The 25,731-nt window shown below is 46.4% G+C and carries 22 protein-coding genes; 13 read left to right on the top strand and 9 right to left on the bottom strand.

Annotation, left to right across the window (positions count from 1 at the left end):
* Positions 1-51: 51 nt before the first annotated feature.
* The 3 genes from KNO61_RS13540 (at position 52) to guaC (ending at position 3,295) form a co-directional block, all read left to right on the top strand.
* The gene (locus tag KNO61_RS13540) at positions 52-1,521 is read left to right on the top strand and encodes a PAS domain S-box protein (protein ID WP_251030852.1); all 1,470 of its coding nucleotides are present in this window, start codon (positions 52-54) and stop codon (positions 1,519-1,521) included.
* Between the two features lie 57 nt (positions 1,522-1,578).
* A complete protein-coding gene (locus KNO61_RS17285; RefSeq protein ID WP_251030851.1) occupies positions 1,579-2,112 on the top strand; it encodes a GGDEF domain-containing protein in 534 nt (177 codons plus the stop codon).
* A 199-nt stretch (positions 2,113-2,311) separates the two neighbouring features.
* Positions 2,312-3,295, top strand: coding sequence for a GMP reductase (guaC, locus tag KNO61_RS13535; RefSeq protein ID WP_031424215.1), 984 nt, complete (start codon positions 2,312-2,314; stop codon positions 3,293-3,295).
* Positions 3,296-3,317: 22 nt separating this feature from the next.
* Here the strand turns inward: guaC and KNO61_RS13530 are convergent, their stop codons facing one another.
* From KNO61_RS13530 to KNO61_RS13510, 5 genes are all read right to left on the bottom strand, one after another.
* Positions 3,318-3,752, bottom strand: a complete 435-nt coding sequence (locus KNO61_RS13530) for a GNAT family N-acetyltransferase (protein WP_074035146.1) — start codon at positions 3,750-3,752, stop codon at positions 3,318-3,320.
* Complete coding sequence (locus tag KNO61_RS13525) at positions 3,749-4,606, bottom strand: MBL fold metallo-hydrolase (protein WP_214873607.1); 858 nt, start codon at positions 4,604-4,606, stop codon at positions 3,749-3,751. The genes KNO61_RS13530 and KNO61_RS13525 overlap by 4 nt, the downstream gene beginning before the upstream one ends.
* Positions 4,594-5,349 (bottom strand): P-loop NTPase family protein, encoded by a 756-nt coding sequence (locus KNO61_RS13520; protein WP_214873604.1) that lies wholly within the window; start codon positions 5,347-5,349, stop codon positions 4,594-4,596. Before KNO61_RS13520 ends, KNO61_RS13525 begins: the two co-directional genes overlap by 13 nt.
* Before the next feature lie 2 nt (positions 5,350-5,351).
* Positions 5,352-8,519 carry an EAL domain-containing protein gene (locus tag KNO61_RS13515; RefSeq protein ID WP_214873602.1) on the bottom strand — a complete coding sequence of 1,056 codons (3,168 nt, stop codon included), beginning with the start codon at positions 8,517-8,519 and terminating at the stop codon, positions 5,352-5,354.
* A gap of 138 nt (positions 8,520-8,657) precedes the next feature.
* Complete coding sequence (locus tag KNO61_RS13510; protein WP_214778607.1) at positions 8,658-9,650, bottom strand: LLM class flavin-dependent oxidoreductase; 993 nt, start codon at positions 9,648-9,650, stop codon at positions 8,658-8,660.
* 260 nt (positions 9,651-9,910) lie between these two features.
* Here KNO61_RS13510 and KNO61_RS13505 point away from each other — a divergent pair, with 260 nt between their 5' ends.
* Positions 9,911-11,284 (top strand): YjiH family protein, encoded by a 1,374-nt coding sequence (locus KNO61_RS13505; protein ID WP_047795768.1) that lies wholly within the window; start codon positions 9,911-9,913, stop codon positions 11,282-11,284.
* 73 nt (positions 11,285-11,357) lie between these two features.
* Positions 11,358-12,008, top strand: a complete 651-nt coding sequence (locus KNO61_RS13500; RefSeq protein ID WP_214873600.1) for a C39 family peptidase — start codon at positions 11,358-11,360, stop codon at positions 12,006-12,008.
* Here KNO61_RS13500 and KNO61_RS13495 read toward each other — a convergent pair.
* Positions 11,974-12,798, bottom strand: coding sequence for a hypothetical protein (locus KNO61_RS13495; RefSeq protein WP_214873598.1), 825 nt, complete (start codon positions 12,796-12,798; stop codon positions 11,974-11,976). The genes KNO61_RS13500 and KNO61_RS13495 overlap by 35 nt on opposite strands.
* Before the next feature lie 92 nt (positions 12,799-12,890).
* Here KNO61_RS13495 and rluF point away from each other — a divergent pair, with 92 nt between their 5' ends.
* The gene (gene rluF, locus KNO61_RS13490; protein ID WP_015880301.1) at positions 12,891-13,601 is read left to right on the top strand and encodes a 23S rRNA pseudouridine(2604) synthase RluF; all 711 of its coding nucleotides are present in this window, start codon (positions 12,891-12,893) and stop codon (positions 13,599-13,601) included.
* Between the two features lie 242 nt (positions 13,602-13,843).
* Here rluF and KNO61_RS13485 read toward each other — a convergent pair whose 3' ends face one another.
* Positions 13,844-14,833 carry a restriction endonuclease PLD domain-containing protein gene (locus KNO61_RS13485; protein ID WP_214873596.1) on the bottom strand — a complete coding sequence of 330 codons (990 nt, stop codon included), beginning with the start codon at positions 14,831-14,833 and terminating at the stop codon, positions 13,844-13,846.
* A 247-nt stretch (positions 14,834-15,080) separates the two neighbouring features.
* Between KNO61_RS13485 and KNO61_RS13480 the strand changes: the two genes are divergently transcribed.
* The gene (locus KNO61_RS13480; protein ID WP_214873593.1) at positions 15,081-16,232 is read left to right on the top strand and encodes a DNA cytosine methyltransferase; all 1,152 of its coding nucleotides are present in this window, start codon (positions 15,081-15,083) and stop codon (positions 16,230-16,232) included.
* A 25-nt stretch (positions 16,233-16,257) separates the two neighbouring features.
* Entirely contained in the window at positions 16,258-17,232 is a 975-nt protein-coding gene (locus KNO61_RS13475; RefSeq protein ID WP_214873591.1) for a DUF4062 domain-containing protein, read from the top strand.
* Between the two features lie 966 nt (positions 17,233-18,198).
* On the opposite strand, the gene KNO61_RS13470 is transcribed toward KNO61_RS13475, so the two are convergent.
* Positions 18,199-18,948 carry an SDR family NAD(P)-dependent oxidoreductase gene (locus KNO61_RS13470; protein WP_214873589.1) on the bottom strand — a complete coding sequence of 250 codons (750 nt, stop codon included), beginning with the start codon at positions 18,946-18,948 and terminating at the stop codon, positions 18,199-18,201.
* Positions 18,949-19,071: 123 nt separating this feature from the next.
* On the opposite strand from KNO61_RS13470, the gene KNO61_RS13465 reads away from it, so the two are divergent.
* The 5 genes from KNO61_RS13465 (at position 19,072) to ahpF (ending at position 25,194) form a co-directional block, all read left to right on the top strand.
* The gene (locus KNO61_RS13465) at positions 19,072-19,698 is read left to right on the top strand and encodes a TetR/AcrR family transcriptional regulator (RefSeq protein ID WP_214873587.1); all 627 of its coding nucleotides are present in this window, start codon (positions 19,072-19,074) and stop codon (positions 19,696-19,698) included.
* Positions 19,699-20,000: 302 nt separating this feature from the next.
* Positions 20,001-21,869 (top strand): molecular chaperone HtpG, encoded by a 1,869-nt coding sequence (gene htpG / locus KNO61_RS13460; protein WP_214873585.1) that lies wholly within the window; start codon positions 20,001-20,003, stop codon positions 21,867-21,869.
* A 95-nt stretch (positions 21,870-21,964) separates the two neighbouring features.
* On the top strand, positions 21,965-22,762 hold the full coding sequence (locus tag KNO61_RS13455; RefSeq protein WP_159563240.1) for an SRA domain-containing endonuclease: 798 nt from the start codon (positions 21,965-21,967) through the stop codon (positions 22,760-22,762).
* Between the two features lie 333 nt (positions 22,763-23,095).
* Positions 23,096-23,659 (top strand): alkyl hydroperoxide reductase subunit C, encoded by a 564-nt coding sequence (ahpC, locus tag KNO61_RS13450; RefSeq protein ID WP_015880295.1) that lies wholly within the window; start codon positions 23,096-23,098, stop codon positions 23,657-23,659.
* 11 nt (positions 23,660-23,670) lie between these two features.
* The gene (ahpF, locus tag KNO61_RS13445; protein ID WP_214873583.1) at positions 23,671-25,194 is read left to right on the top strand and encodes an alkyl hydroperoxide reductase subunit F; all 1,524 of its coding nucleotides are present in this window, start codon (positions 23,671-23,673) and stop codon (positions 25,192-25,194) included.
* 38 nt (positions 25,195-25,232) lie between these two features.
* On the opposite strand, the gene KNO61_RS13440 is transcribed toward ahpF, so the two are convergent.
* A complete protein-coding gene (locus tag KNO61_RS13440; RefSeq protein WP_214818246.1) occupies positions 25,233-25,634 on the bottom strand; it encodes a hypothetical protein in 402 nt (133 codons plus the stop codon).
* Positions 25,635-25,731: the final 97 nt, after the last annotated feature.

Here is a 25,731-nt window from a genome sequence, read left to right as displayed (position 1 = left end):
AAGATAAAAATGACGTGTAAAAAATAGAATGAACGAAATGAGGGAGACGAGATGAAAGTTGACCAAACACTTCAATCCAACGCATCGATTTTACTACGGACGTTCGATAAAATTTCAGACTATGTGTTCTTTATGGAAGTCGATGGTTCAGCATATCGCTACGTCTTCGTAAATGAGCCTGGGAAACGGGCCATCAATTGGTCAGATGCGGATGTCGGGAAGACCATCGATGAGTTGGTCCCGATCGAGACCGCTACACTTATTACGCAGTATTACGATGAAGCGATTCGTACAAAAAAGAGTGTCGTCTATGAAGACTACCGTCTTGCTGACTCCTTTTATACGGATACGGTCGAGGCGGATGATGTATTGACGCTCCCCCTTCATTATTTCGAGTCAGAAGTGACGCCGATTTTCAATGATGAGGGGAACTGTACCCATATCGTCTCCGTCGTTCGTGAAGTGACGGAACGGAAACGTCGCGAACTCGAATTGTCGATCTTAAAAGATCATCACGAGTCGCTACGACGGTATTCTCCACATGGCATCTTTGTACTCGACCATCATTTGAACATCAAATCCGTCAACCCGGCCGTCACGGTCATCACGGGTCATACGGAACAGGATATGCTTCATCAGCCGTTCCTGCACTGGCTTCCCGAGAGTGAGCGGTCTCGGGTCAGGAAAGGGTTACAATTCACGCTGTCTGGGATTCCACACAAGTATTCCATTTATGCTGAACATCAATCCGGGGAACGACTCGACTTAACCGTCCTCAACATTCCAATCGAGGTCGGCGGTAACATTACCGGCCTGTTTGCGATCATCATCGATTTGACGCCAGAGAAAAATGCCGAGCGTGCCACGGTCGAAAGCGAACGTCGTTACCGTCAATTGATTGAAACCATTCCGGAAGGCATCATTGTGCATCAGGAAGGACAGATTATATATGCGAACGCGATGGCACTCGCCACAATCGGAGAAACCTATCTAGAGAATGAATCGATTTTTTCATTCATCGCAGAAGAGTATCATCAGTCCACCCGTCAACGACTTGCCTCTCTCGAACTCGGAGGCCCCGTCCAAGATACGGAAATGGTCATCATGACACCGAGTGGAGACAAGCTCCAGATGGATATCAGTAGCCTTCTCATCGATTATGAGGGTGAAACGGCCGTCTTAACGATTTTGCGTGATGTCACGGAGAAACGTGAAATGGAACAAGCGTTAAGACAGAGTGAGTTACAATATCGATTGATCACAGAAAACATGAGTGACCTCGTCTGCATACTAGAACGGGATGGTACTGTTCGTTATGCTTCCCCTTCTCACCGTACCGTGCTCGGTTTTGCGGCCGGATATTACGAAGGGAAGAATACGCTCGACTATATCCATCCGGACGACATCCAGATCGTCCGGGAGCAGTTGAAAGAAATGAAGGAAGAAGACATCTCCTTGACCCTTGAGTTCCGTCATTTCCATGCTGACCAGCGCTGGATTTGGCTCGAAACGAAAATTTAGGCCATCTATGATGAATCCGGACTTCTCCTACACTATTTGACGGTTAGCCGAGAAATCATGCAGCGTAAAGCACTAGAGAAGCAACTGAAGCATTTGGCGTATCACGACACGCTGACCGACTTACCGAACCGTCGTTTCTTCCTCGCTTACCTCGAGGAAGCGATCGATCGAACCGAATTCGAGCAAGGTGAATTGGCCGTCCTCGCTCTTGATGTTGACCGATTCAAACAAATCAACGATACGTTCGGTCATGATGTGGGCGATGAACTCTTGCGACAACTCGCTCGTCGATTGACATCCGTGCTCCGCAAACAAGATATGATTGCCAGACTTGGCGGTGATGAGTTTGCCGTTCTCATTCGCTTCAACGATCCCTGTGCCCTACATCGGGTTGCAGAGAAAATCATTCAAGCACTACAGCGCCCATGGGAAATCGACCAACATACGTTCATTACGACTTCAAGTGTCGGGGGTGCTCGATTTGTAAAAGGGTTGTCGACCAAACAGTTACTAAAACGTGCCGACCTCGCTCTCTATGAAGCCAAAGCAGGTGGACGAAATCAATATGCACTCGCAAAGGACCACCGATAAGTGGTCCTTTTTTCACGTGAAACACCGAAAATAAATCCTAAATCCGAACATTAAACATAAATTGATTTAATTTTATTCATTTTTAAGATAAATTAATTGAATTATCCTTTGACTTTAAACTCTATTCACGTTATATTACCGAATGGGCGAAGTTTTTTATTGTTCAATACGTTAATGTTCGTGAATAGGGGTGCGATATATGGATAAAGTATTTGATTACGAAGATATTCAATTAATTCCTGCAAAATGTATTGTCGACAGTCGTTCGGAATGTGATCCGACCGTCGAGCTTGGTGGCTTCACGTTCCGATTACCAGTCGTTCCGGCTAACATGCAGACGATTATCGATGAAAAGGTCGCATTGATGCTGGCTAAGAACGGATATTTTTACATCATGCATCGCTTCAATCCAGAGACGCGCCTGGCGTTTATCCAAGACATGCATGAGCGTGGTTTGTATGCATCCATCAGTGTCGGCGTGAAGGAAGAAGAGTATGGGTTTATCGAAATGCTCAAATCGACCGGTCATACGCCAGAATTTATTACAATCGATATCGCTCACGGTCATTCGAATGCGGTCATCCGAATGATTCAGCATATCAAACACCATCTTCCTGGATCATTCGTCATCGCGGGGAACGTCGGGACACCAGAGGCCGTTCGCGAATTGGAGCATGCCGGAGCGGATGCGACGAAGGTTGGAATCGGTCCTGGTAAAGTGTGTATCACGAAAATCAAAACAGGTTTTGGTACCGGGGGCTGGCAATTGGCTGCACTTCGCTGGTGTGCCAAAGCAGCGACGAAACCGATTATCGCGGATGGGGGCATCCGTACTCACGGTGACATCGCCAAATCGATTCGCTTCGGCGCTTCGATGGTCATGATTGGTTCATTGTTCGCAGGACACGATGAATCACCGGGGGAAACGTTCGAGCAAGACGGGAAACAATTGAAAGAGTATTTCGGTTCTGCTTCTGAGTTCCAAAAGGGTGAGCGAAAGAACGTCGAGGGGAAAAAGATGTTTGTCGAACACAAAGGGGCACTACAAGATACATTGACCGAGATGGAGCAAGACCTCCAATCGGCGATTTCTTACGCGGGTGGTGACAGTCTCGAGGCATTGCGCACCGTAGACTACGTCATGGTGAAAAATTCAATCTTCAATGGGGATAAAGTGTATTAAAAAGGCGACCTCGTGTCGCCTTTTATAATTGCTTCATCATCATATAGTAATCCGATCCCGGCGGATAGTCCGGTAGCACACCTATTACCGTGTAACCGAATCGCTCATAAAACGGTTTCGCTTGAAACGAGAACGTCGTCAATTTCACACGCGTCGCACCGAGCGACTTCGCTAACGCCTCCCCTTCTCCAAGCAATTGGCTACCGATGCCCTGACCATGAAAGTCTGCATCGACCCAAAGGCGATCCAAATCGAACCATCCCCAATACACACTCCCATATAAGCCGGCGATTACCCGTCCTTCTTGCTCCACTTTCAACTGAATGGTCGGCACGTGCGCCTCGCGAATGTCACGATGGTAAATCGAACGAACGTTGTTATACTCACGTAATTGAGTGGTCAAAAACTGTTGGAACGTCTCGTCTTCCTCGTGAATCCGCGTGATAGTGTAAGTCATCTTCCCACCGTCCCGTTCACAAAAAACGTAATCAACTCGTTCTCTTCCTCGGTGATCTCCCGATTGACGAGTGAAGCATATGACTGCGTGATTTCATCAATATTTCCTGGGAAATCATTCGAAATGGTGGCGATTCGTCTTAATGCAAGGCAATCTTCTGCGAAGGATTCACGACTCACCATCTCACCGTGTGACCAGACAATCTGTTTAGCATCAAACGATTCCAATACATTCAACAACCGCAGGGTTTCTTCCGGAGTCATTCGCCATGTGGGAGAATAGATGTCTGCGTATAACGCGTCTCCTAAAAATAATACCCGCTCCTCTGCGACATACAGGACAACCGCATCTTTTGCGTGGTCTCCTCCGACATGTCGTAACACGACGTGAACGCCACCGAGGTCGAGCGTCAGCGACTCTTGAAACGTCAGCGTGGGCAACACGATTTCGATATCGCGCGTATCTCCATACTCTTCTCGGATCGCCTGTGCACAAAACTCGATTTCAATCCCTTGCGCCACCCGCTCATCGAGAGAGACATCATCCCAAGCATATGGGACAAGTTTTTCCATCCCCTGTTTGGTCGCTTCACTCGCAATGGACACCATTCCTTCGAGTGCAGGTAAACCAAAGATATGATCCCAATGCCAATGGGTCAACGCAACCATCGACGGCGTGCGGAGGCCTTGTTTCTCTAGCTGTTCTAAAAATAATGAAGCGTGCGACACGGAATTGCCCGCGTCGATAAGTAGCGTATGCGTATCGCCGACAACGGCACCGAGAATCGGTCGGTCTGTACGGTCGACCGGTGTCATATACCAAAAACGATCCGAATGTTTGATCAAAGTTTGCATGAACGAACAGACTCCTCTTCCAATATATTCGTTAATTCTTCGAATGAACGTCTCTCATCGTTTTGAATCTGAACATGGCGAAGCGGGAGTCGTTCAAGTAGTTCGAGTTCACGACGCTGACGTTCCACTAAAATCTCAATCGTCCCGACTATCCCTTCACGACTATGGTTCACGCCATAGGCACCGCTCGTATAATACTCGATAAAGCCGCCTTGCCATTCCATTGGTCGTTCATCATATACGATTGGAAAAATGCGTGCGACGTCATTCAACGCCAAATAAACGACCATCGGATCAATCGGTTTTAGGATGTCCGCGAGCTCTTGAACGTATGCTTCCATATCCGCTAACGGAACGTCTTGAGAAACCATTCCAATCGTGAAAGGATTTTGGAGCAACGCACATTCAAAGATGACGTCCTGTTCTTCCCGCTCTACCTTTTGAACATACCGCCGCCAGCGTTCGCACATGATTCGTGTGTGAAGAGCGAAAGGCAACTCGTAGACGTCCGTTCCGGCAAGTTCTTCACCATCATCATAACGGACGAGCCATCCCCCCTCGATTTCATCAAGAATACGACCAGTTGATGGTTTCTCCTCGACCCAATAGACATCATGCACATCTACCGGGTGTGACGCATCCACTTCCGAATAGAACTTACCATTTTGTTTATCTTGTAGCCTCTCGGCAAACGTAGATTTCCCGCTTCCCGGTAATCCTTCAATCAACCATAATTTCCCCATCCTCAAATCCCCTTATCCGAATATCCATCATACTGAAACCACTGGTCTCCTCCATTGCTCTTTGCAATATACATCGCTGCATCTGCTTTTTGAAGAACCGAATCGACGGTGTCGGTCGACTGGACCAGGGTGACGCCAACACTTGCTGTAAGATGAATGACTTCACCATTCGACGCGTGTATTCCCTGGGAAATAACTTCATTAATCTGCTCAACCCCACTTAGTGAACCCGTTTGCACCAAAACAAATTCATCGTCTGAGAAACGGTAGACTTGACCCCCAACACGCTGGACGAATTCATTTAATCGTTGTGCGATTTCAATTAACACTTCATCCCCTATCATGTGCCCATACTGATCGTTGATTCTTGTAAAATCGTCTAAATTGACGAGTATCAATGTAATCGATGGCGTCCGGTGCATATTTTTGTATAAATCGGTCGTGAGCGTATGATGATTATACAGTTTGGTCAGCTGATCTTGTTTTGCGATTCGAATCATCTCGCGTTGTTTCCGTTCCTTTCGAATCCCGTTCTCCATCCATCGTGCAAGCAATCGTACCGTCCCTGTCAACTCTTGCAACGTTTCCTCGTCGAGATGATCATTCAAGTTGCCTTGCTCCGAGAGAAGAACGACCCAGCCAAACACTTGATGCGCATGCGTCAAAGGAAAACTGACTAGCCTCGTGAATTCGATACCGTCTACAATCAGATCACCTTCCTGAAGCGTTTGCGCGCCGACCGTTGTCAATTGATGCAGGGAATGCAGTTCTTCTTCCCCCCAAGTCAAACGAGAGACCCCATGCTCTACTAGAAGACGATGCGAAGGCTCAATCGAGAAGATGACCCCGTGGGAGTAACCGACCCATTCCAATAAAATTTCTTGAACCCGGGCCAATTGATCTTGGAACGGTACACGCAATGCCGTCGCTTCATACAATGCTTCGATTGATTGTTGTCGCGTGATTTGTCTTCTCGAGACTTCCGTGTGCTCGATCTCTGTCATGACCCAATGCGTAAACGATTCGAGCGCCTTCAAGTTTTCTTCTGAGAACGTTCTCGCCTGCCCATCCACTACGCAAAGTGTGCCGATGACGTGACCTTGCTTCGTCCGCAACGGTACACCTGCATAAAATCCGATTCGGTCAATCCAAGGACTGTCACTTTCAATCGCTGCTGCCGCAACATCTTCAATCACCAGCGGAGACTCTGATGTGACAACCCGATTACATAACGTCCATTCCCGTTTGAGGTGAGCGGATTCGAGCTCGATACCGACACACGATTTGAACCACTGTTGGTCTGTCGTCATGATCGAAATGAATGCGATTGGCATCTGGAAGGTTTGTGCGACCAATCGGGAGATCCGGTCAAATCGTTCCTCTTGTGGCGTATTTAAAATTTCCAATCGTAATATCGCTTTGAGTCGTTGCAATTCACGCTCATCTAAAGAAGGATGCAACAACTGCACAGGCTGCTCGATCTTCGATAACATCATCTGATGGGAATACAAGATTCCGAGCGCCTCTTCTAACTCCGCGAGCGGCATCGGACGACTGAAGAAATACCCTTGAATCTCATCGCAGCCGAGCTGACGTAAGATCCGATATTGTTCTTCAGTCTCCACACCTTCAGCCGTCACCTCTAACTCTAGCTTTTTAGCCAACGAGACAATCAGTTTGACGATTTCATACTCTTTCATGCCGCTCTCCTGATCGAGTTGCGCGACGAACGACCGGTCGATCTTGATTCCATCAATCTCGAACAACTTCAAATAATTCAACGAGGAATAACTGACCCCAAAGTCATCAATCAACAGTCGAAATCCTTGTTGTTTGAGCGATTCGACCGTTTTGATCGCCGCTACCGGTTCATGCATCAACGTGTGCTCGGTCACCTCAAACTCAAATTGTTCTGGCACAAGACCGTACGATGCAATGATCGCAACCAGTTCATTCATATGGTGTTCATGAAATAAATTCGGTGAGACATTCACAGCCACGCGGCGCCCTTCAAACTGCTCAGGTTGTGACGACACATCCTGACATACCCGATTCATGACGAATCGTGTCACGTCTTCGATCAAGAGTGACTGTTCAGCCACACGAATGAACGTTTCAGGTGAAATGAATCCGAGAACAGGACTCTCCCAGCGAATGAGTGCCTCAAAATGAATCGCACCGTCCATCGACACTTTCGGTTGATACACCATGTATAACTCATCTAGCTTCAACGCTTTGACCAGTTCCGTTTCGATCATCATCTCATCGATGTAACGCTGCACGTACTCATCGTGTTCATATAAACGAATCGTTTGATTTCCCGTCTGACGCGCTTCCAACAGAGCCGTGGAGGCGTTCATGATGACACGGTCGGCATCCGCTGTACCGGCACCAATCCCGATACAACTCGATAACGGGAATTCGGCCTCCGCCACTTGATACGAATGATCTGCAATCACGTCAAGCAAATGCTCGGCGTACATGTATGCCAACCGGATTGGAGTATGAGGTAACACCGCGATAAAGTCTTCACCGTCTACTCGACCGATAATTGAACCTTTCGGAAGCGTATTCGCCAATTGACGTGTGATGTCTTTAATCAACTGATTCGAGCGCTCCACACCTTGAAGCGACATCATCATCTTGAAACGGTTGATGTGAAGGCGCATGACGCTCGTCTCTTCGGTGTCATGTTGCTCGAACAACTGGTCGAGCTCCAATTTGACTTTCATCAGATTTGGCATACCGGTCAAATAGTCCATATGCTCGATACTCTTTAACAACTTGATCTCCGCCTCCTCGGATAAATCAGTTGTCAAACCGAGTACATAACGAACAAGACCAGCCTCATCTTCAATCGGTACAAGCATAGAAGAAGCGAATCGGGCCGTATTGGAGTCGATGTTCATTTGCGACATGAAGTAGACCGGCTCCCCTGTCTCAACGACCGCATCATAATGTTCAATCAATTCTTCGACCACTTCCGAGCGATACATCTCATGTAAATACCGCCCTTCTACATCACTTGGAAGCGAAGAGGCCACCTTCCCCTGTTCGCTCACATTTACGTAACGATAGCCTGCCTCTGTCACTTCCATTAGAAATACCATTCGATACAAGCGTGTGAACAGCTCGAATAGATAATATGGGTCGCCTTTCATCCGTTGCATCGTATCCCTCCACCCGTTCCTTTTTCTTATAGTGTAGTTGGTTTCGCTCAAACTATGGAGAAAACCTTTGAAAAAATGGGGAAACGTTTTTCTCTTATAAAAAAACACCCTCTCGTACTTGAGAAGGTGCTCTCCGGATTAAAGCAATTCATTCGCCAAGAGACGATAGACGTTCAGGCGATCTTCCTGCTTATGCTGGATGCTACAAATCATCGCCTCATCGAAACCATAGCGTTCCGATTCATCCCGTAACTGTTCCGCGATTTGTTTCGGCGTTCCTACGAGGTGGATGGCTCGGTTGTTGGCGATATGGATTTTATCGACCTCCGTGAGCGGATAGTCGTGGGCCGCTTCCGGACTCAACAGCTGTCTCAATTGACCACGCATCAAGAAGAGACGCGACAGATCAGAAGGTCGGGCCAAATATTCCGCCTCTTCTTCCGTCTCTGCTGTCGTCACCAAATACGTGACGCTGATGTCCGGTTTCTCCATAAAATCAGACGGCGTGAAATGGTGACGGTATGTGTCGAGCGTATCGGCACTCAATTGTCCGTTAAAGAACTGGGCAAACGAATAGCCGAGCCCCATCCGTCCGGCCTGCACGGCGCTGTTCCCACTCGAACCGAGTAACCACGCTTCTGGAAGCGTAACGCCTGTAGGTGCTGCTGGCGTGTTCTTATACCATCTCTCTTCAGGTGCCTCATCTTTAATCAATTGAAGCGTCGTATCGAGTTTCTCGTAAAGTCCATCCATCATCGGCTTCTGCCCTTGTGACATCGCATAGATCGCGTTCGCATCACCGCCTGGCGCACGTCCGACACCAAAGTCGATCCGTCCCGGGGCGAGCGCGCTGAGCGTCTTGAATACCTCTGCCATCTTGAGTGGCGAGTAGTGCATCATCATGATGCCTCCGGACCCGAGACGAATCTTGTTCGTCTTCGCTGCCAGATAAGCCGTGATGACCTCTGGAGCCGAGCTGGCGAACGACATGCCACCATGATGCTCCGCCATCCACATACGGTAATATCCTAACTCTTCTGCGACTTGTGCGAGCTCGACCGCGCTGTTCAGCGCATGTTCTCCTGTATGACCCGACGTGACCGGCGCCTGGTCTAACACACTCAATCTCATCATGCATTCTCCTATCTCTATAATGAAGTTTCTAAATATCTTAAATTTGTTGGACTCGCAGTCATCATACTAAATGGTTTGATGGAATACGAATGTTTTGCCTAGTGTTTAACCTTGTATTTTTCAGAAATTTCCGCATGTTGTTGATAGCACCTGGTCATATTTTTTATACTAAGAAAGAAATACGTTTCAATAGCGGCTAGATGTGTAATGGGGATACATAGACAGCACAATCACTTCGGGGAAATGGGGAATGCATCATGAATGGTTCATCAACACCAGACGGAAAGAAACCTTCTTTTTCGAGTCGAGACTTCTTTAAGTTCTTGATTCCATCACTCATCGGGATCATGTTTTTCATCGTACCAATCTCATCAGAGGAAGGCTTCACGATTCCAGTCGCCTTCTTATCTAATCTATTGATTGACTGGATTGGGGATTTCGTCCCGACACTCGCCGTCATCATGATGGGGATTTCGATTGTCGGCTCATTATTACTCTTTACGGCACGTCCTGCTTTTATGATGGAGCGACCATCCATCAACGCACTGTTTAGCGTGACACCGTTTTGGTTCGTCATGCGCGTGATCGGTTTCATCGCCGGGGTCATGACGCTACTCACACTCGGACCAGAGATGATCACGTCAGAATTTACAGGGGGCTTATTGCTCTTTGATTTGATTCCAATCTTATTTGCGACATTCTTCTTTGCCGGTATGTTGTTACCGCTCTTATTAAACTTCGGACTTCTCGAGTTCGTCGGGACGTTCTTGATGAAGATCATGCGTCCGCTCTTCCGCTTGCCAGGGCGCGCCTCACTTGACTCGCTCGCCTCATGGGTCGGGGATGCGACGATCGGAATTCTACTGACGACCAAACAGTATGAGGAAGGTTATTACACGAAACGGGAAGCGTCGATCATTGCGACGACATTCTCCGTCGTCTCCATCACCTTCACCATCGTCGTCTTACAGTATGTCGAACTCGACCAATACTTCTTGCCTTACTACGGGGCCATCGTCTTATCCGGACTAGTCGCCGCTCTCATCATGCCACGGATTTATCCATTATCTAAAAAGGCAGACACGGCTTATGAGAAGACGGAGCTCAAACCGGAAGAAGAAGTACCCGCGAACGTGTCACTCGGTAAGTGGGCGTTAATTCAGGCGTTACAAAAGTCACGTTCAAGTAAAAGTTTCCTAGAGACGCTCAAAGACGGCTTCAAAAACGTTCTCGATATGTGGATCGGCGTCCTCCCTGTCGTCATGGCAGTCGGGACGATTGCGGTCGTCATCGCAGAATATACGCCGTTCTTCACTATCCTCGGAAAGCCGTTCGAACCGATTTTGATGCTCCTTCAAGTGCCCGAGGCATCGGAAGCCGCTCAAACGATGGTCGTCGGTTTCGCCGACATGTTCTTGCCGGCCGTTCTCGGAAGCGGCATCGAGAGTGAGTTGACACGGTTTGTCATCGCTACGTTGTCGGTTACCCAGCTCATCTATATGTCAGAAGTCGGGGGCTTGTTGCTCGGTTCAAAACTACCGATCTCATTCCTCGACCTCGTCTTGATTTTCTTGTTACGTACCTTCATCACCCTTCCGATCATCGTCGGCATCGCACATCTTGTGTTTTAACGAAAATGACGCCCTTTCTCTTTTATGAGATGGGGCGTCCTTTGTATACTAAAAGAAAAGGAGGGAGACCGAGATGGAGCACCCATTTGCAGGACAACTCGAGGTTGCGAACAACGGCTATGCCGGGATTATCGACCCGGAAGCTTATGTGAACGATCGTTATAACGGACGCTGGACATTAAAGCGTTCTGTACAGATTGAAGGCGTGCCCGTCTTGCTCCAACGTCAGTTCGAGAACGGGAAGAACAACTGTACGTTGACATCCATCACCGCCATCTTCCGTTTCTATCGAGATCATGGGTATACGAATATCCCAGATGATGTGACACAAATCCAAGAAGATGTGCGAGAGATTGCCTTCAAGCATCATTTCAAAGACGAGAAAGGAACACCGCCGACACAAATCGCCACCATCATCACGAAACTTTGGAAACGATACGGGTATGACGGTCGAGGCAGTTCCCGCTATCTTTGGAAATGGTCAACGTTCGAGCGTGAATTGAAAGCAGGACGCCCGTTTGTGTTGAACATGGCGAACGGCTTTTATAAAAATCATTCCGTCACGGGAATCGGCTACTTGCAGTTTGAAAAACGGGGGTTCCCAGACGTCATCTTGTTAGCCGTGCTCGATAATCGTTCGAAGGACGTGCGCTACATCGACTTCAACGAATTCAACTTCTGGGGAAGCATCACGCGTGTCCATCCGCCAGCCACTCGTCCATAATCGTTTCAATCGCTTGCCCTATTTTTAACAGGTGCTCGCGCTTCGCGTATGACCCATAATGTAGCCCGTTTGAATCACGACCATTCCCGAGCCCGACGAACACTTCTGACGGCTTCATATGAAGTCCGATCATCGGGATACCCGAATCGTGGCGTCCGATTTCATAGGTGACGGCGGGATATGCAGACAGTCTTCCGATTGTTGAAAAACCGCTAATGGCACGACAGTTATCCCGTCCGAGCACGATGATACGGATCGGTTTGATGTGCGCAATCGTCCGCTCCAACAGTTCGATGGAGGTCGGGTGTTCCATCCAGTCGCGTCCCGTCCTCATCTTCCCCATCTGTTCATACGTCGCAAATTTAAAAAAATCGACGTGGATGACAGCAGCTGGGTAATCATAAAACGAATGCCCCATCCCGTTAAGGAGTGCCTCGAGTTTGGCGCCACCCGGTTTCCCGAACCAGCTCGTCGTCGCGCGACCCGACTCGAAATAGACCGATGCCCGTTCGAGCGTTTGTTGCAGCGCCTCTTCATTTCCGAGGTAATCGTCAAACGAGAGCGTCTCCCGCCAATAGAACTTTTGGGTTTGCCCCGTTCTCGGTGTCCCGTCACGACGTAAAAACTCGCCGCGAGATGGATTCGTCCCGATGGTCAGCCATTGACTCGAACCAGGTCGACCGTACCAAAGGACTGGTGATGCCTCTTGAATCAATTCTTTCCCGAACGTTGTATCGCACAATGCCTGCTGAAATCGGATTGCGTCTTGTAACAGTCGTACTCCCTCCATGTCATCCCTCCTCTCCCGTTCGTTTCCCGCTTTCGAGAGTTTATAAAATGCGTTATAGTGAGAGGACGAAGCCAAACAAAGGACGTGTATACATGCGCATCAATAAATTCATCAGTGAATCAGGCAAGGCGTCCCGTCGCCAAGCCGACCGTCTCGTCGAAGAGGGACGCGTCACCATCAACGGGAAGAAAGCAAAAATCGGCGACCAAGTCAAACCGGGGGATGAAGTCCTCGTCAACGGTTCGGTCGCTCGGGTCGCACGAAACAACGTCTACATCGCCGTCCATAAGCCGGTCGGGATTACGAGTACGACAGAGAAGAAAGTAAAAGGTAACTTGGTCGACATGGTCAACCATCCGCTCCGCATCTTCAACATCGGTCGTCTCGATAAAGACTCGGAAGGTCTCATCTTGATGACGAATGACGGTGATATCGTCAACGAGATCCTTCGCGCAGAAGGCGAGCACGAGAAAGAATACATCGTCTCGGTCGATAAGCCGATCACACCGGAGTTCGTCGAACAGATGGAAGCCGGCGTCAAAATCCTCGGACAGAAGACACTACCGTGTAAAGTCCGTCCGCTTTCAAAGTTCGACTTCAACATTACCCTCACGCAAGGACTCAACCGTCAAATCCGTCGGATGTGTGAGGCGCTCGGCTACGAAGTATTCCGCCTCCAACGCGTTCGTGTCATGAACATCACGCTCGGAAAACTCCCGCCTGGACAATGGCGCGACCTTTCGAAAAAAGAGCGAGAGCAGCTATTCCGCGAATTGAATTACGAACCGAAAGAATGGTACTAAAAAGCAGCCTGAGTCGTCTCAGGCTGCTTTATTCTGGTCGAAGTGATGCATTATAAAATTTTTATCAATCACTTAGACATAGATACAATATGCCAAAGTTATAAACCTTAAAAATGCTATCAATCGATTTAGAAATTAATTTCCTTGTGCTAAATAGAGAAATTTAAGATATTACCACAACTAAAGATGTTCATCGAATAATAAGTTGTTCTAACGTTCTCACAAAGTAACTTACAGGAAAATCAAACACTGAAATCTAAATAGTACGTTTCATCATCGATTCTATAGATACGTACACTATCACGCCCGTAACGACGTAAGTCTGCTACTTTAATAAAAGCTCCGTTTTCTAAACCTAGTCTTCTACGGAAATATGCACCCAGAATGCTATTATTCTCATGTGTTTCTATTGCTTTTCGCTTCTGTTGCGCCATTACACACACGAGATGTTCACCATCATCTGTAAGAATTAAAAACGGCATCGCTGAATGTGGAAAGAAAGTGGAATCAGCTTTATGAACCGACTGCGGTACGGGTATATATGCTTGATTACGATTTCTCTTGTCTCTTTGTCCCCAATTTAATCCTGAACGTTTGGGAACTTCACCAGTTCTATCTATCAAAGAAAGATCCACATACTCACCATATAAATTTGCAATCGTATTTATCGCCTCACTGACAAGAGATGAATCTTCTATTTCGTGACCATAATCTTCATTTGTCATATTTGTTGTTGGAACTTCTATACGACGTGGCGAAACACTATAAAAACTTACATGGTCTTCTACGTCGGGATTATCACAACTAATAAGGCTTAAGCCACCAAAGGCCTCTTCGATATTAGCAAATGTAGATTCAACTAAGATTTCTTGTTGCCCACCAAATCCATTTAATGTGAAGTTGGCAGAACCTACAAATACTATTTCTTTATAAGAACTTTCATTCCAATAATATACTTTTCTATGATTACCGGGACGTTTGATATGATAATTGATTTCTAAGCGATCATGAAATCTGTTTACTAAATTCAAAAAATAATGATGATGCCAAATACTTAGACCATCTACTGATATCATCCCTACAGTAATTTCTAGATGAAGTTCTTTGTATGTATTTAATATACGTTCAACATAAAAAGGACTTACGTATCCTGATAAAACTCTTAAATGACGGTAACCTTGAGAATACGGAATTGCTATGACCTGTTTTTCCAAATCGCTAATTAAATACATAAAAAACCACCTCTTTCAATATTTAACTTATCACAATTTTATACGAATTTAAATTAGCTTACTGTCATAAGATCCAGTAAGCACAAAGCTAAAGTAAAAATTATCTATAACTTTACTAAATATAAATTACATAGTTATTCTTTTTTAGCTTTAGAGCTGCAATTTGTAGAAAAGAGATGTAGAATAGGCTTATGAGTAAGCAAGAACATACTTTCGTTTTTAAGCGTTCAAAGTGAGGAGTTTTATTATGATATTTAAAAAAGGTGAACTATTTAATGGTCCAGGTGGCCTTTCTCTTGGTGCGAAAAATGCACACGTGATTCATCCAGAGACAAACGAGGAGTATCGGATCCTACATGAGTGGTCGAACGACTACGATGAGCAAGCTTGTAAAACATTCCGTTTCAACATTTGTGATGACATTGAGGATAATTCCGTACATCACGGGCCCGTCGAGCAACTTCCAATCGGAGACAAGTCGGTCCTGGGTGACATCGATTGCTTTGCTTTCGGGTTCCCCTGCAACGATTATAGCCAGGTTGGCGAGAAACAAGGCTTGAACGGAACATTCGGCCCTCTCTACTCTTATGGGGTCAAAGTACTGAATGAGTATCAACCGAAGTTTTTCGTCGCTGAGAACGTAGGTGGTCTTCAAAGTGCCAACGAAGGTAAAGCGTTCATTCAAATATTGACTGAACTTGAAGAGTGTGGCTATGTATTGACCCCTCACCTCTATAAATTTGAACTTTATGGCGTCCCTCAGGCTCGTCATCGCATCATCATTGTTGGGATTCGTCAGGATTTAGCAGACCAAGGAATCGAATTTAAAGTTCCGGCGCCACTTAACACACTCGACAATGTCAAAACAGCAAGTGAGGCGATCTTGAATCCTCCGATTCCAGAAGATGCAATGAATAATGAATTGACTCGGCACAACGCTAAAGTGGTAGAAATGCTTGGGCATATTCCACCTGGAGAAAATGCTTGGTACCTAGGTATCCCAGAACATTTGCGGCTAAACGTTAAAGGTGCACGACTGAGTTCGATTTATAAACGACTAGATCCGAACCGTCCAGCATATACTGTGACAGGTAGCGGTGGTGGCGGTACGCATATGTATCATTGGGAAGAAGAACGTGCTTTGACAAACCGTGAGCGGGCTCGCCTCCAAACCTTCCCGGATGATTTCGTGTTCATTGGTAGCAAGGAGCAGGTACGTAAGCAAATCGGCATGGCTGTCCCACCGGCAGGAGCTCAAATTGTTTTTGAAGCGATTTTAAAGACTTTTGCAGGCATTGAGTACGATTTTGTTGAAGCCACTCCAAAACTTCAGTTGCATAATCTAAAAGGCAAAAAGCAGTCTCCAGTTGAAATTAAAGAATTAGCGTCCGGTGTTTAATAAAACAACAAATTCGAGGTGACTCATGCTGACCAATCGAAAACTTCAAATTTTCATTTCCTCCACATATGAAGATTTAAGGCTAGAAAGAGATAGAGCTACTAAAGTTATTCTAAAGACAAATCACATTCCTGCAGGAATGGAGCTATTCCGTCCCGGAACTGAAGACTCTAAAAAAGTGATTAGAAGATGGATTGATGAATCTGATGCATATATCCTAATTTTAGGTTATCGATATGGAAGCATCGACAGCGATAGCGGCTTAAGTTTTACACATTGGGAATATGAATATGCTCGAGAATCTGGAAAAGAACTTTTTTGCGTTCTATTAGATACAAATAAACAAACTAGAGACAAAAGAATATTAGATTACGGACCCGATATATTTGAACAAATAAATCCAGACAAATTTAATGATTTTCGAGAACTGGTTCGAAAAAATCATCAATCTTCTTTTTTTAAGGATCTTAATACATTAGAGAATGTTTTACGAGATGGTATTTCAGATTTTGAGAACAAGATTATTGATGGTGGATGGGTAAGAGCAAGTTCAATTCAAAATCGGGATGAAATAAAACTCGTCTCTAAAAATCAGACTATTAATCTTGTTCAAATTGATGACATGATTAGAAATCAAAAGTTAACTCCAAATGAATTGTTGTTGCTTTCGTATGCACAAGACAAACAAATTTATGAATTAGATTATGGACAAGGTTACAATCAACGCATAAAATCTATCCGGAAATGGGAAAAAGACAATTATTTTTATGACTATACATTATCTGATGCATATTCAAGTACGCTAAAGCTATTGAAAGAAAGGAGAATTGTTCGCGAAAGTTCTGAGACAGATAATGACTTGCCTGTTGCTTATTATTTGGACATTGATTTTTATACTGAATTAGTAGCTTCAAATAAGTATAAAGACCTTTTTGATACTATTAAGCAACCCTATCAATTGAAGCCAGAACTAAGATTTGATGACGATTTACCTTTCTAAAATTGTTCACCAACATATTTCTGGATTTACTTTAGTTAAATAAGACCTGTTAATTTAAAATATGCTTTATAATGGATTAAATAGGTTATATTTTACTTCGATTCAAGGGAGAGATTTCGATGAATACTCGTATTTTACCTGTTCGAAATATGTACACCGGTCCTGGTGGGGGCGCTTATACTGGTCCTGGTGGAGGCTTGTATACTGGCCCTGAAGGTGGAATGTACACAGGTCCTGGCGGAGGAGCTTACACCGGCCCTGGTGGAGGTTTATACACGGGTCCTGGTGGAGGAATGTATACTGGTCCTGGTGGGGGAGCCTACACTGGACCAGGTGGAGGTTTATCTACGGGGCCTGGCGGAGGGCTGTACACTGGACCAGGTGGAGGTTTATCTACGGGGCCTGGTGGAGGAATGTATACTGGTCCTGACTCTAATCCTTATCGAGCAATTCATCCACCTTGGCCGCTTTTTGCAAGAGCGTTGAGAGAGTCCGGAAGAAATTCTGAGGCTCTCGCCATTGAAAACGCATTAAAACAGATCAGATTTTATTAATGTCTTTTTAACGAACGTTAAAAAGACTTGTTTACTTATCGATTCACATTAAAATGAAGAGGGCTATTTAAAGCCCTTTTCATTTTTTCTCCATTGTCTCTTAACCCATCTTTACATCAATGTTCGTTTTCAATCATGGTTGTTGTGTTAACAAATTAAGATGCTACTTGATGAGAATTTAATATTCAGGAGTGTCAAGGTTCAATCAGAACTTTGACGTACACACCAATCAACTCCAAAATCTGAGTGTGTAAAAGAAAGGATCTAAATGATGCAAGACACGCGTATCTTTTAAATACTAATTCATTCACTCGCTCCTTGATGGCAAAATTATATTCCATCTAGTATAGGTATTTTCAACTCGAGTAATAAAAAAAGGATTTAGTTCACAAAAAACTAAATCCTTATCTCTTTATTTTGCCGTCACGCCACCATCTACCGGAAGTTCGATTCCGCTAATATGATTCGCCTCGTCTGACGCGAGGAAGAGAACGGCTGCCGCCACCTCATCCGCTTGTCCGAGATTCGGTAAAGCGATTTGATTCAAGAAATGTTGTTTATAGTCTGGATGCTCCATATGTGGCGCACTCATCGGCGTCACGATATATCCTGGATGCACCGAGTTGACGCGAATGTTTTGCTTCCCGTAATCGACGGCCGCTGCTTTCGTGAGAGAACGGACTGCTCCTTTCGAGGCCGTGTATGCCCCGGCACCCGCCATACCGGTCAATGCAGAGATGGAGGAGATGTTGACGATTGATCCTCCCCCATTCTCCATCATGAGCGGAATCGCGTACTGTGTCCCTAACATGACTCCATCGATGTTGATGCGATACGTGCGTGCCCAGTCCTCTTCCGTCTGTTCCAAGAACGGTTTCGCAAGTGCGATTCCAGCGTTATTGACGAGAATATCTAATTTGCCACACGTCGCTTCCACTTCTGCGAATACGTCCTCCCAGCTCGAACGTGAGGTCACGTCATGCTTCACCGCGATAGCTTCCCCACCTTGCGCCCGAATCGACTCGACTACGCTTTGTACCCCTTGTTCATTGATATCTGTTGCGACGACCGTCGCCCCTTCTTTGGCGAATAGGCGTGCCGTTGACTCTCCCATACCGCTTCCTGCCCCTGTGATGACCGCTACTTTCCCCTGTAAACGCATTGTCCCAGCTCCATTCATTAAATTATGATAGTCTAACTATCATAATTATAATTGGATGTGACATTAATCTCAACGAAACTGCTCGAAGACGATATACTAAGGGCAGACAATGAGGTGATTGAATTGAGTAAACGACAACAAAACAAAGAGGAACGAGTTCAACTGATTATCCAAGAGGCAGAACGCTTATTTATAGAGAATGGCTTTGAGAAGGTTCAGATGCAGGACATCGCGGACGCGGCAGGGATTGGGGTGGCGACACTGTTTCGCTACTTCCCGAAGAAAGATCAATTGATCGTCGCGGCAGCCGTCAAGAATCTACAGCCCACACTCGCGAGATTTGAACAGTTCATGCATGGGGAAGGCAGCGCATATGAGCGGCTCGAGGCCATCTTGAATCACTTTTTCGAGATGCAGTTGGAGCGGACGAACCATGCCCGTTTCCGAGAGGCGTTCGAGAGCTATGCATCGCTCGTCGCCTCACCTCTTCCTGGAATCGAGACATACATCGACGTTCAACGACAGATCATGCAGACACTCGAACCCTTGATCGAAGATGGGAAACGAGACGGTTCATTCCGCTCGGATATCGATGTGAAGGTGACCGTCGTCACAATCATCAATACGTTCGGGACGTTCGGCAACAACATCATGTTGAAGTCGCACATCAGTTATTTAGAGGACGATATCGAACCGGCCGTACAATTGCGTGCTTTAAAAGAGATGTTCCTCGCATCCATTCGAGCATAAGAAAAGCCTCCCTTCGTTTGAAGGGAGGCTAGTTGTATACATAAAAAATGAGCACCTCTCACTAGAGGTGCTCTCGAAAGTCTACCGCGACGGACCACGCTCCACAACGTGCTCCTCAAGGGAATGTCCGCCGTCTTACATAGACCAGCTCATCGCATGTACTCAACTATATGCGAAACCTACGTCCTCGTCAATCTTTTCTTCAATCTCGGTTGACATCTTCCTAAAAATTAGGATAATCAATAGTGTTAGCACTCCTATATACAGAGTGCCAAAATTTAGACATCAAAAGGAGAACGATCATGACAAAGAAACAGTTTCAAACGGAATCGAAACGAATTTTAGAGTTGATGGTCCACTCAATTTATACACATAAGGACATCTTCCTGCGTGAGCTCATCTCGAACGCGAGTGATGCCATCGACAAGATGTATTATCGTGCCCTCTCAGATGAAAGCATCGAGTTCAACAAAGACGATTACTTCATCAAAATTGAACTCGACAAAGAAGCACGGACGATCACGATTCGCGATACAGGGATTGGGATGACAGAAGAAGAACTCGAAACAAACCTCGGAATCATCGCTAAGAGCGGTTCACTCGCCATGAAACAGGCAACGAAGATGGAAGAAGACCATAGCCTCATTGGTCAATTCGGAGTAGGGTTCTATTCCGCGTTCATGGTCGCTGACCGCGTGACTGTACGTACTCGCTCGATTGACAGTGAACAAGGATACGTATGGGAGTCAGAAGGCACAGACGGCTATTCGATCGAGCCGACAGACAAAGCGGACATCGGTACAGAAATCACGCTCCACTTGAAGGCAGACACAGAAGATGATACGTACTCGTCATTCCTCGAAGAATATGAGATCCGTTCGCTCATCAAGAAACATTCGGATTTCATCCGTTACCCGATCAAACTCGATGTGACGAAGCATCGTCAAAAAGAGGACTCGGAAGAATACGAGGATTATCAAGAAGAAGAGACCGTCAACAGCATGGTGCCGATTTGGCGGAAGCGGAAGAGCGAACTCAAAGACGAGGATTATAAGGCGTTCTATCACGAGAAGCGCTATGGCTTTGATGAGCCACTCAAGCACCTTCATTTGAACGTCGACGGGACAATTCGTTACCAATCGATTCTCTATATCCCATCAACGGTTCCGTTCGACTATTACACGAAAGAATTCGAGAAAGGGCTCGAACTCTACTCGAATGGCGTGTTGATCATGGAGAAGTCACCTGACCTCTTGCCAGACTACTTCGGCTTCGTCAAAGGGATGGTCGACTCAGAAGACCTCTCCCTTAACATTTCCCGTGAAATGTTGCAACAGGACCGTCAGCTTCGTGTGATTGCGAAGAACGTGAAGTCCAAAATCAAAGGGATGCTCGAGAAGATGCTCCAAAACGAGCGAGAGAACTATGAGAAGTTCTACGAGTCGTTCGGTCGCCAATTGAAGTTCGGCGTGTACGACCAGTTCGGTGCAGCCAAAGACGAATTGAAAGACTTGATTCTGTTCCATTCTTCTCATGAGAAGAAACTTGTATCGCTCAAAGAGTACGTCGAGCGGATGAAAGAAGATCAGAAGTATATCTACTATGCGACAGGCGAATCGATTCATCGCATCGACCTCTTGCCACAAGCAGAGCGCTTGAAAGAGGAAGGATATGAAATCCTCTACTTCACAGAAGAGATTGACGAGTTCGCCATCAAGATGCTTCAGTCGTATGATGACAAAGAGTTCAAATCGATTGCGAGCGGTGACCTCGGTCTCGATGACGCGGAAGCGAAATCACTAAACGAAGACAACCAAGACTTGTTCGCCTTCATGAAAGAAGAGCTCGGAGACCGCGTCAAAGAAGTGCGTGCCTCGACACGACTAAAATCACATCCGGTTTGCTTGACGGTCGCGGGTGACGTCTCAATCGAGATGGAGAAGATTTTGAACGCGATGCCAAACGGCGGTGGTATGAAAGCGGAGAAAGTGCTCGAAGTGAACGCCGACCACGCCATCTTCCAGACACTCCAACGTGTGTATAAAGAAGATGAAGCGAAAGCGAAACAGTATACAGACCTCTTGTATCAACAAGCCCTCCTCATTGAAGGGTTACCGATTGAAGATCCGGTAGCGTATTCGAATGCGGTGTGTGCGTTGATGGCGGAGTGACGGTGAAGGCAGAGGGAGTCCTCTGTCTTTTTCGTTTTTAATAAAAAAGCATGCTACACTCTATTTAAAAGAAAAACCTGGAAATGAGGTGCTTTATGCTGTTCGAAAAAAACAAAGTGTATAGACGTTCCTTCATCCATGATCAATATGGCGGAAGCCGTCAACGAGGAATCAGTACACCTAACAAACATAAACTTATTTTTATTTTTGATAGTGGAATGGATCAAGAGTTTGGCTATAAGAATGGCTGGAGCGAAGAAGATGGTTTGTTCTACTATAGTGGCGAAGGACAAGAAGGAAATCAAACCTTCTCCTTCGGTAACAAGGCGCTTCTCCATCACATCGAAAATGGTGAGGATGTTTATCTATTTGAATCTCTCGGAAAAGGAAATTATCGTTTCGTAGACCAACTTGTTTTGATTGGCTATGATATTCAATTTGGAATCGACAAACATCAAAATCAGCGAGAAGTCATCGTTTTTGCTTTCGAACCTCTCCACGTCGTACAGGAAGAATCTCACGAATATGCAACAACTATGAGGTACAAATCAATTGAGGAACTCGAACGAATTGCCAATCGTGACCCTAAGCGTGCGACTGGATTAAGCATGTCGATTCGAAAGCGCCAAGTGAGGGAGCAGACAGCGGCTTTATATTATTATGTGCTTGCGAGAGCAAATAATCACTGCGAAGCATGCGGTCAAGCCGCACCATTTGATACTGAACAAGGGCCTTATTTAGAACTTTACTCATTATATAAAGAATCCGATGAGGGATTGGCTCTCCCTGAACAAGTAATAGCTACTTGCCCTAACTGTCATGCTCGACTTCGGAAAAGTAAAGACCGTGCTTTGTATCGAGAAAAAATCATACAGCAAATTCTTCAACCTTAATCGCTACTTGTGATTAAGGTTGTTTTATTGATGTAATTGATAATCCTCCAATTTCCGACGAGAAAATGTATAACCCTTTCCAAAATATTATCAACTATACTCATGATTTTTATTTTTCAAAATAAGAAAATAGCGAGAAAAATACCGATCATTATGTAATCGTTTTCTTTGCTTTTATTAAGCCAAATACAGACAATCTTTTGATACACCTTATATTTTCAAAGCATGCAAACGCCTTGACAATTTCAGCTCGTTATATGAAGTTAGTATTACATTATAATTATTCTAGTCGAGATAGAAACGCTAGAGTAAAACACAAGGAGGACATAACCCATGTCATTAATCGGCAAAGAAGTACTACCATTCAAAGCACAAGCATTCCAAACAGGTGAATTCCTCGAAGTTACAGAGAACGACCTCAAAGGCAAATGGAGCGTTGTCTGCTTCTACCCAGCTGACTTCACATTCGTCTGCCCAACTGAACTTGAAGACCTTCAAAACGAGTACGCTACACTTAAAAACCTCGGTGTAGAAGTATACTCTGTCTCAACAGACACACACTTCACACATAAAGCTTGGCACGAAACATCTGAGAAAATCGGAAAAATCGAGTACATCATGATCGGTGACCCATCACACGTCATCTCACGCAACTTCGACGTCTTGAACGAAGAAGACGGCCTCGCAGACCGTGGTACGTTCATCATCGACCCAGATGGTGTCATCCAAACTGTCGAGATCAACGCTGGCGGCATCGGCCGTGACGCGAGTACGCTCGTCAACAAAGTCAAAGCAGCACAATACGTACGCAACAATCCAGGCGAAGTCTGCCCAGCGAAATGGGAAGAGGGTTCTGAAACACTCCGCCCAAGCCTTGACCTCGTCGGTAAATTGTAAGGAGCGATTGCATGTTAGAAACAGCGATTAAACAACAGCTCGACCAATATCTCCAGCTCATGGAGGGCGATGTCGTCCTCCGTGTGAGCGCTGGGGAAGATAAAGTCTCAAACGAGATGCTCGAGCTCGTCAACGAGCTCGCCAGCATGTCATCACGCATCTCGGTCGAACGCGCGACACTCGAGCGTACGCCGAGCTTCAGCGTGAACCGTCCGTCTGAAGAGACAGGAATCGTCTTCGCGGGGATTCCACTCGGACATGAGTTCACATCACTTGTCCTCGCCCTCCTCCAAGTGAGCGGGCGTGCGCCGAAAGTCGATGCGGACACAATCAAACAGATCCAAAACATCGAAGGCACATACCACTTCGAGTCATACATCAGTCTCAGCTGCCACAACTGTCCTGACGTCGTGCAAGCGCTAAACGTCATGAGCGTCCTTAACCCGAACATCACCCACACGATGATCGACGGAGCCGCGTTCAAGGATGAAGTGGAAGCGAAAGAGATCATGGCTGTCCCAACGGTCTTCTTAAACGGAGAATCGTTCGGTAACGGTCGGATGTCACTCGAAGAAATCTTGGCGAAACTCGGTACAGGTCCTGACGCCTCTGCATTCTCGGACAAAGACCCGTACGACGTCCTCGTCGTCGGTGGCGGTCCAGCTGGTGCGAGTGCGGCCGTATATGCGGCTCGTAAAGGAATCCGTACCGGAATCATTGCGGAGCGCTTCGGTGGCCAAGTGATGGACACGATGGGGATTGAGAACTTCATCGGTACTGCTTATACAGAAGGTCCAAAGCTCGTCGCCAGTCTAGAAGAGCACGTCAAAGAGTACGGCATCGATGTCATGAACCTTCAACGCGCGAAGCGTCTGGAGAAAAAGGACCTCGTCGAGATCGAACTCGAGAACGGTGCTGTCTTGAAGAGTAAGAGTGTCATCCTCTCGACCGGTGCACGCTGGCGTAACGTCAACGTCCCAGGTGAGGCGGAGTTCAAAAACAAAGGGGTCGCTTACTGCCCGCACTGTGACGGTCCTCTCTTCGAAGGGAAACGTGTCGCGGTCATCGGTGGCGGTAACTCTGGGATCGAAGCGGCCATCGACCTCGCAGGAATCGTCAAGCACGTAACGGTCCTCGAGTTCGCTCCTGAACTTAAAGCTGACCAAGTGCTACAAGATCGTCTTCACAGCCTCCCGAACGTGACTGTCATCACGAACGCTCAGACGACAGAAATCACGGGTACGGACAAAGTGAACGGCATCTCGTATGTGTCTCGTGAGACGAACGAGTCACATCATGTCGAATTGGAAGGCGTCTTCGTCCAAATCGGTCTCGTCCCGAACACGGACTGGCTCGACTCGGTCGAACGCAACAACTTCGGGGAAATCGTCGTCGACCGTCACGGCGCGACGAACGTCCCAGGTGTGTTCGCGGCAGGAGACTGCACGAACAGCGCCTACAAACAAATCATCATCTCGATGGGTTCTGGTGCAACAGCCGCACTCGGCGCCTTCGACTACATGATTCGCAACTAACAAAAAGACTCGCCCTCTATCATGAGAGCGAGTCTTTTTTATAGTTCAAACGTCTTCCCTGAGTCCGGGATGAATAAAATCGAGTCTCCGCTCTCCGTCTCAAATCGATAGCCCACTCGAGGAGAGAATGGATTCCATTCTTCTCCGGTCGTCGGAACGCTCTCCATGTACTCCACGTCATTGTACATTTTGCTCAACGTCTCTTCTGCCTCAGCTAACGAGTAGCTCGGAATCGAAAGCAAAATCGCCGCCCCTACACTCATCACTCCGACCGACGCCGCCCAAAGAGTCGATGTCGGCTTTCGAAACTGTGCCAAGACTAGCAGCATGATGATCCAGCCAATCGGTACCCCAAACGTCGCCGCATTCCCATACCATTGTGCATTGATCGTCAATAAACTGGCGATCACCACACCGCCAACCATCCACCACCACTTCATGAACATCACCTCCCCTTTATCATCCCAAAATCAGGAAATGAATCAACGTTTTTTATTCATATTGATGTACGATAACTTATAGTGTATGATATACAGT

The sequence above is a fragment of the Exiguobacterium sp. s140 genome (assembly GCF_018617035.1).
Taxonomy (GTDB): Bacteria; Bacillota; Bacilli; order Exiguobacteriales; family Exiguobacteriaceae; genus Exiguobacterium; species Exiguobacterium profundum.
Note: the sequence above shows the minus strand (reverse complement) of the source record. Positions and strands in the feature narration are given on the sequence as shown.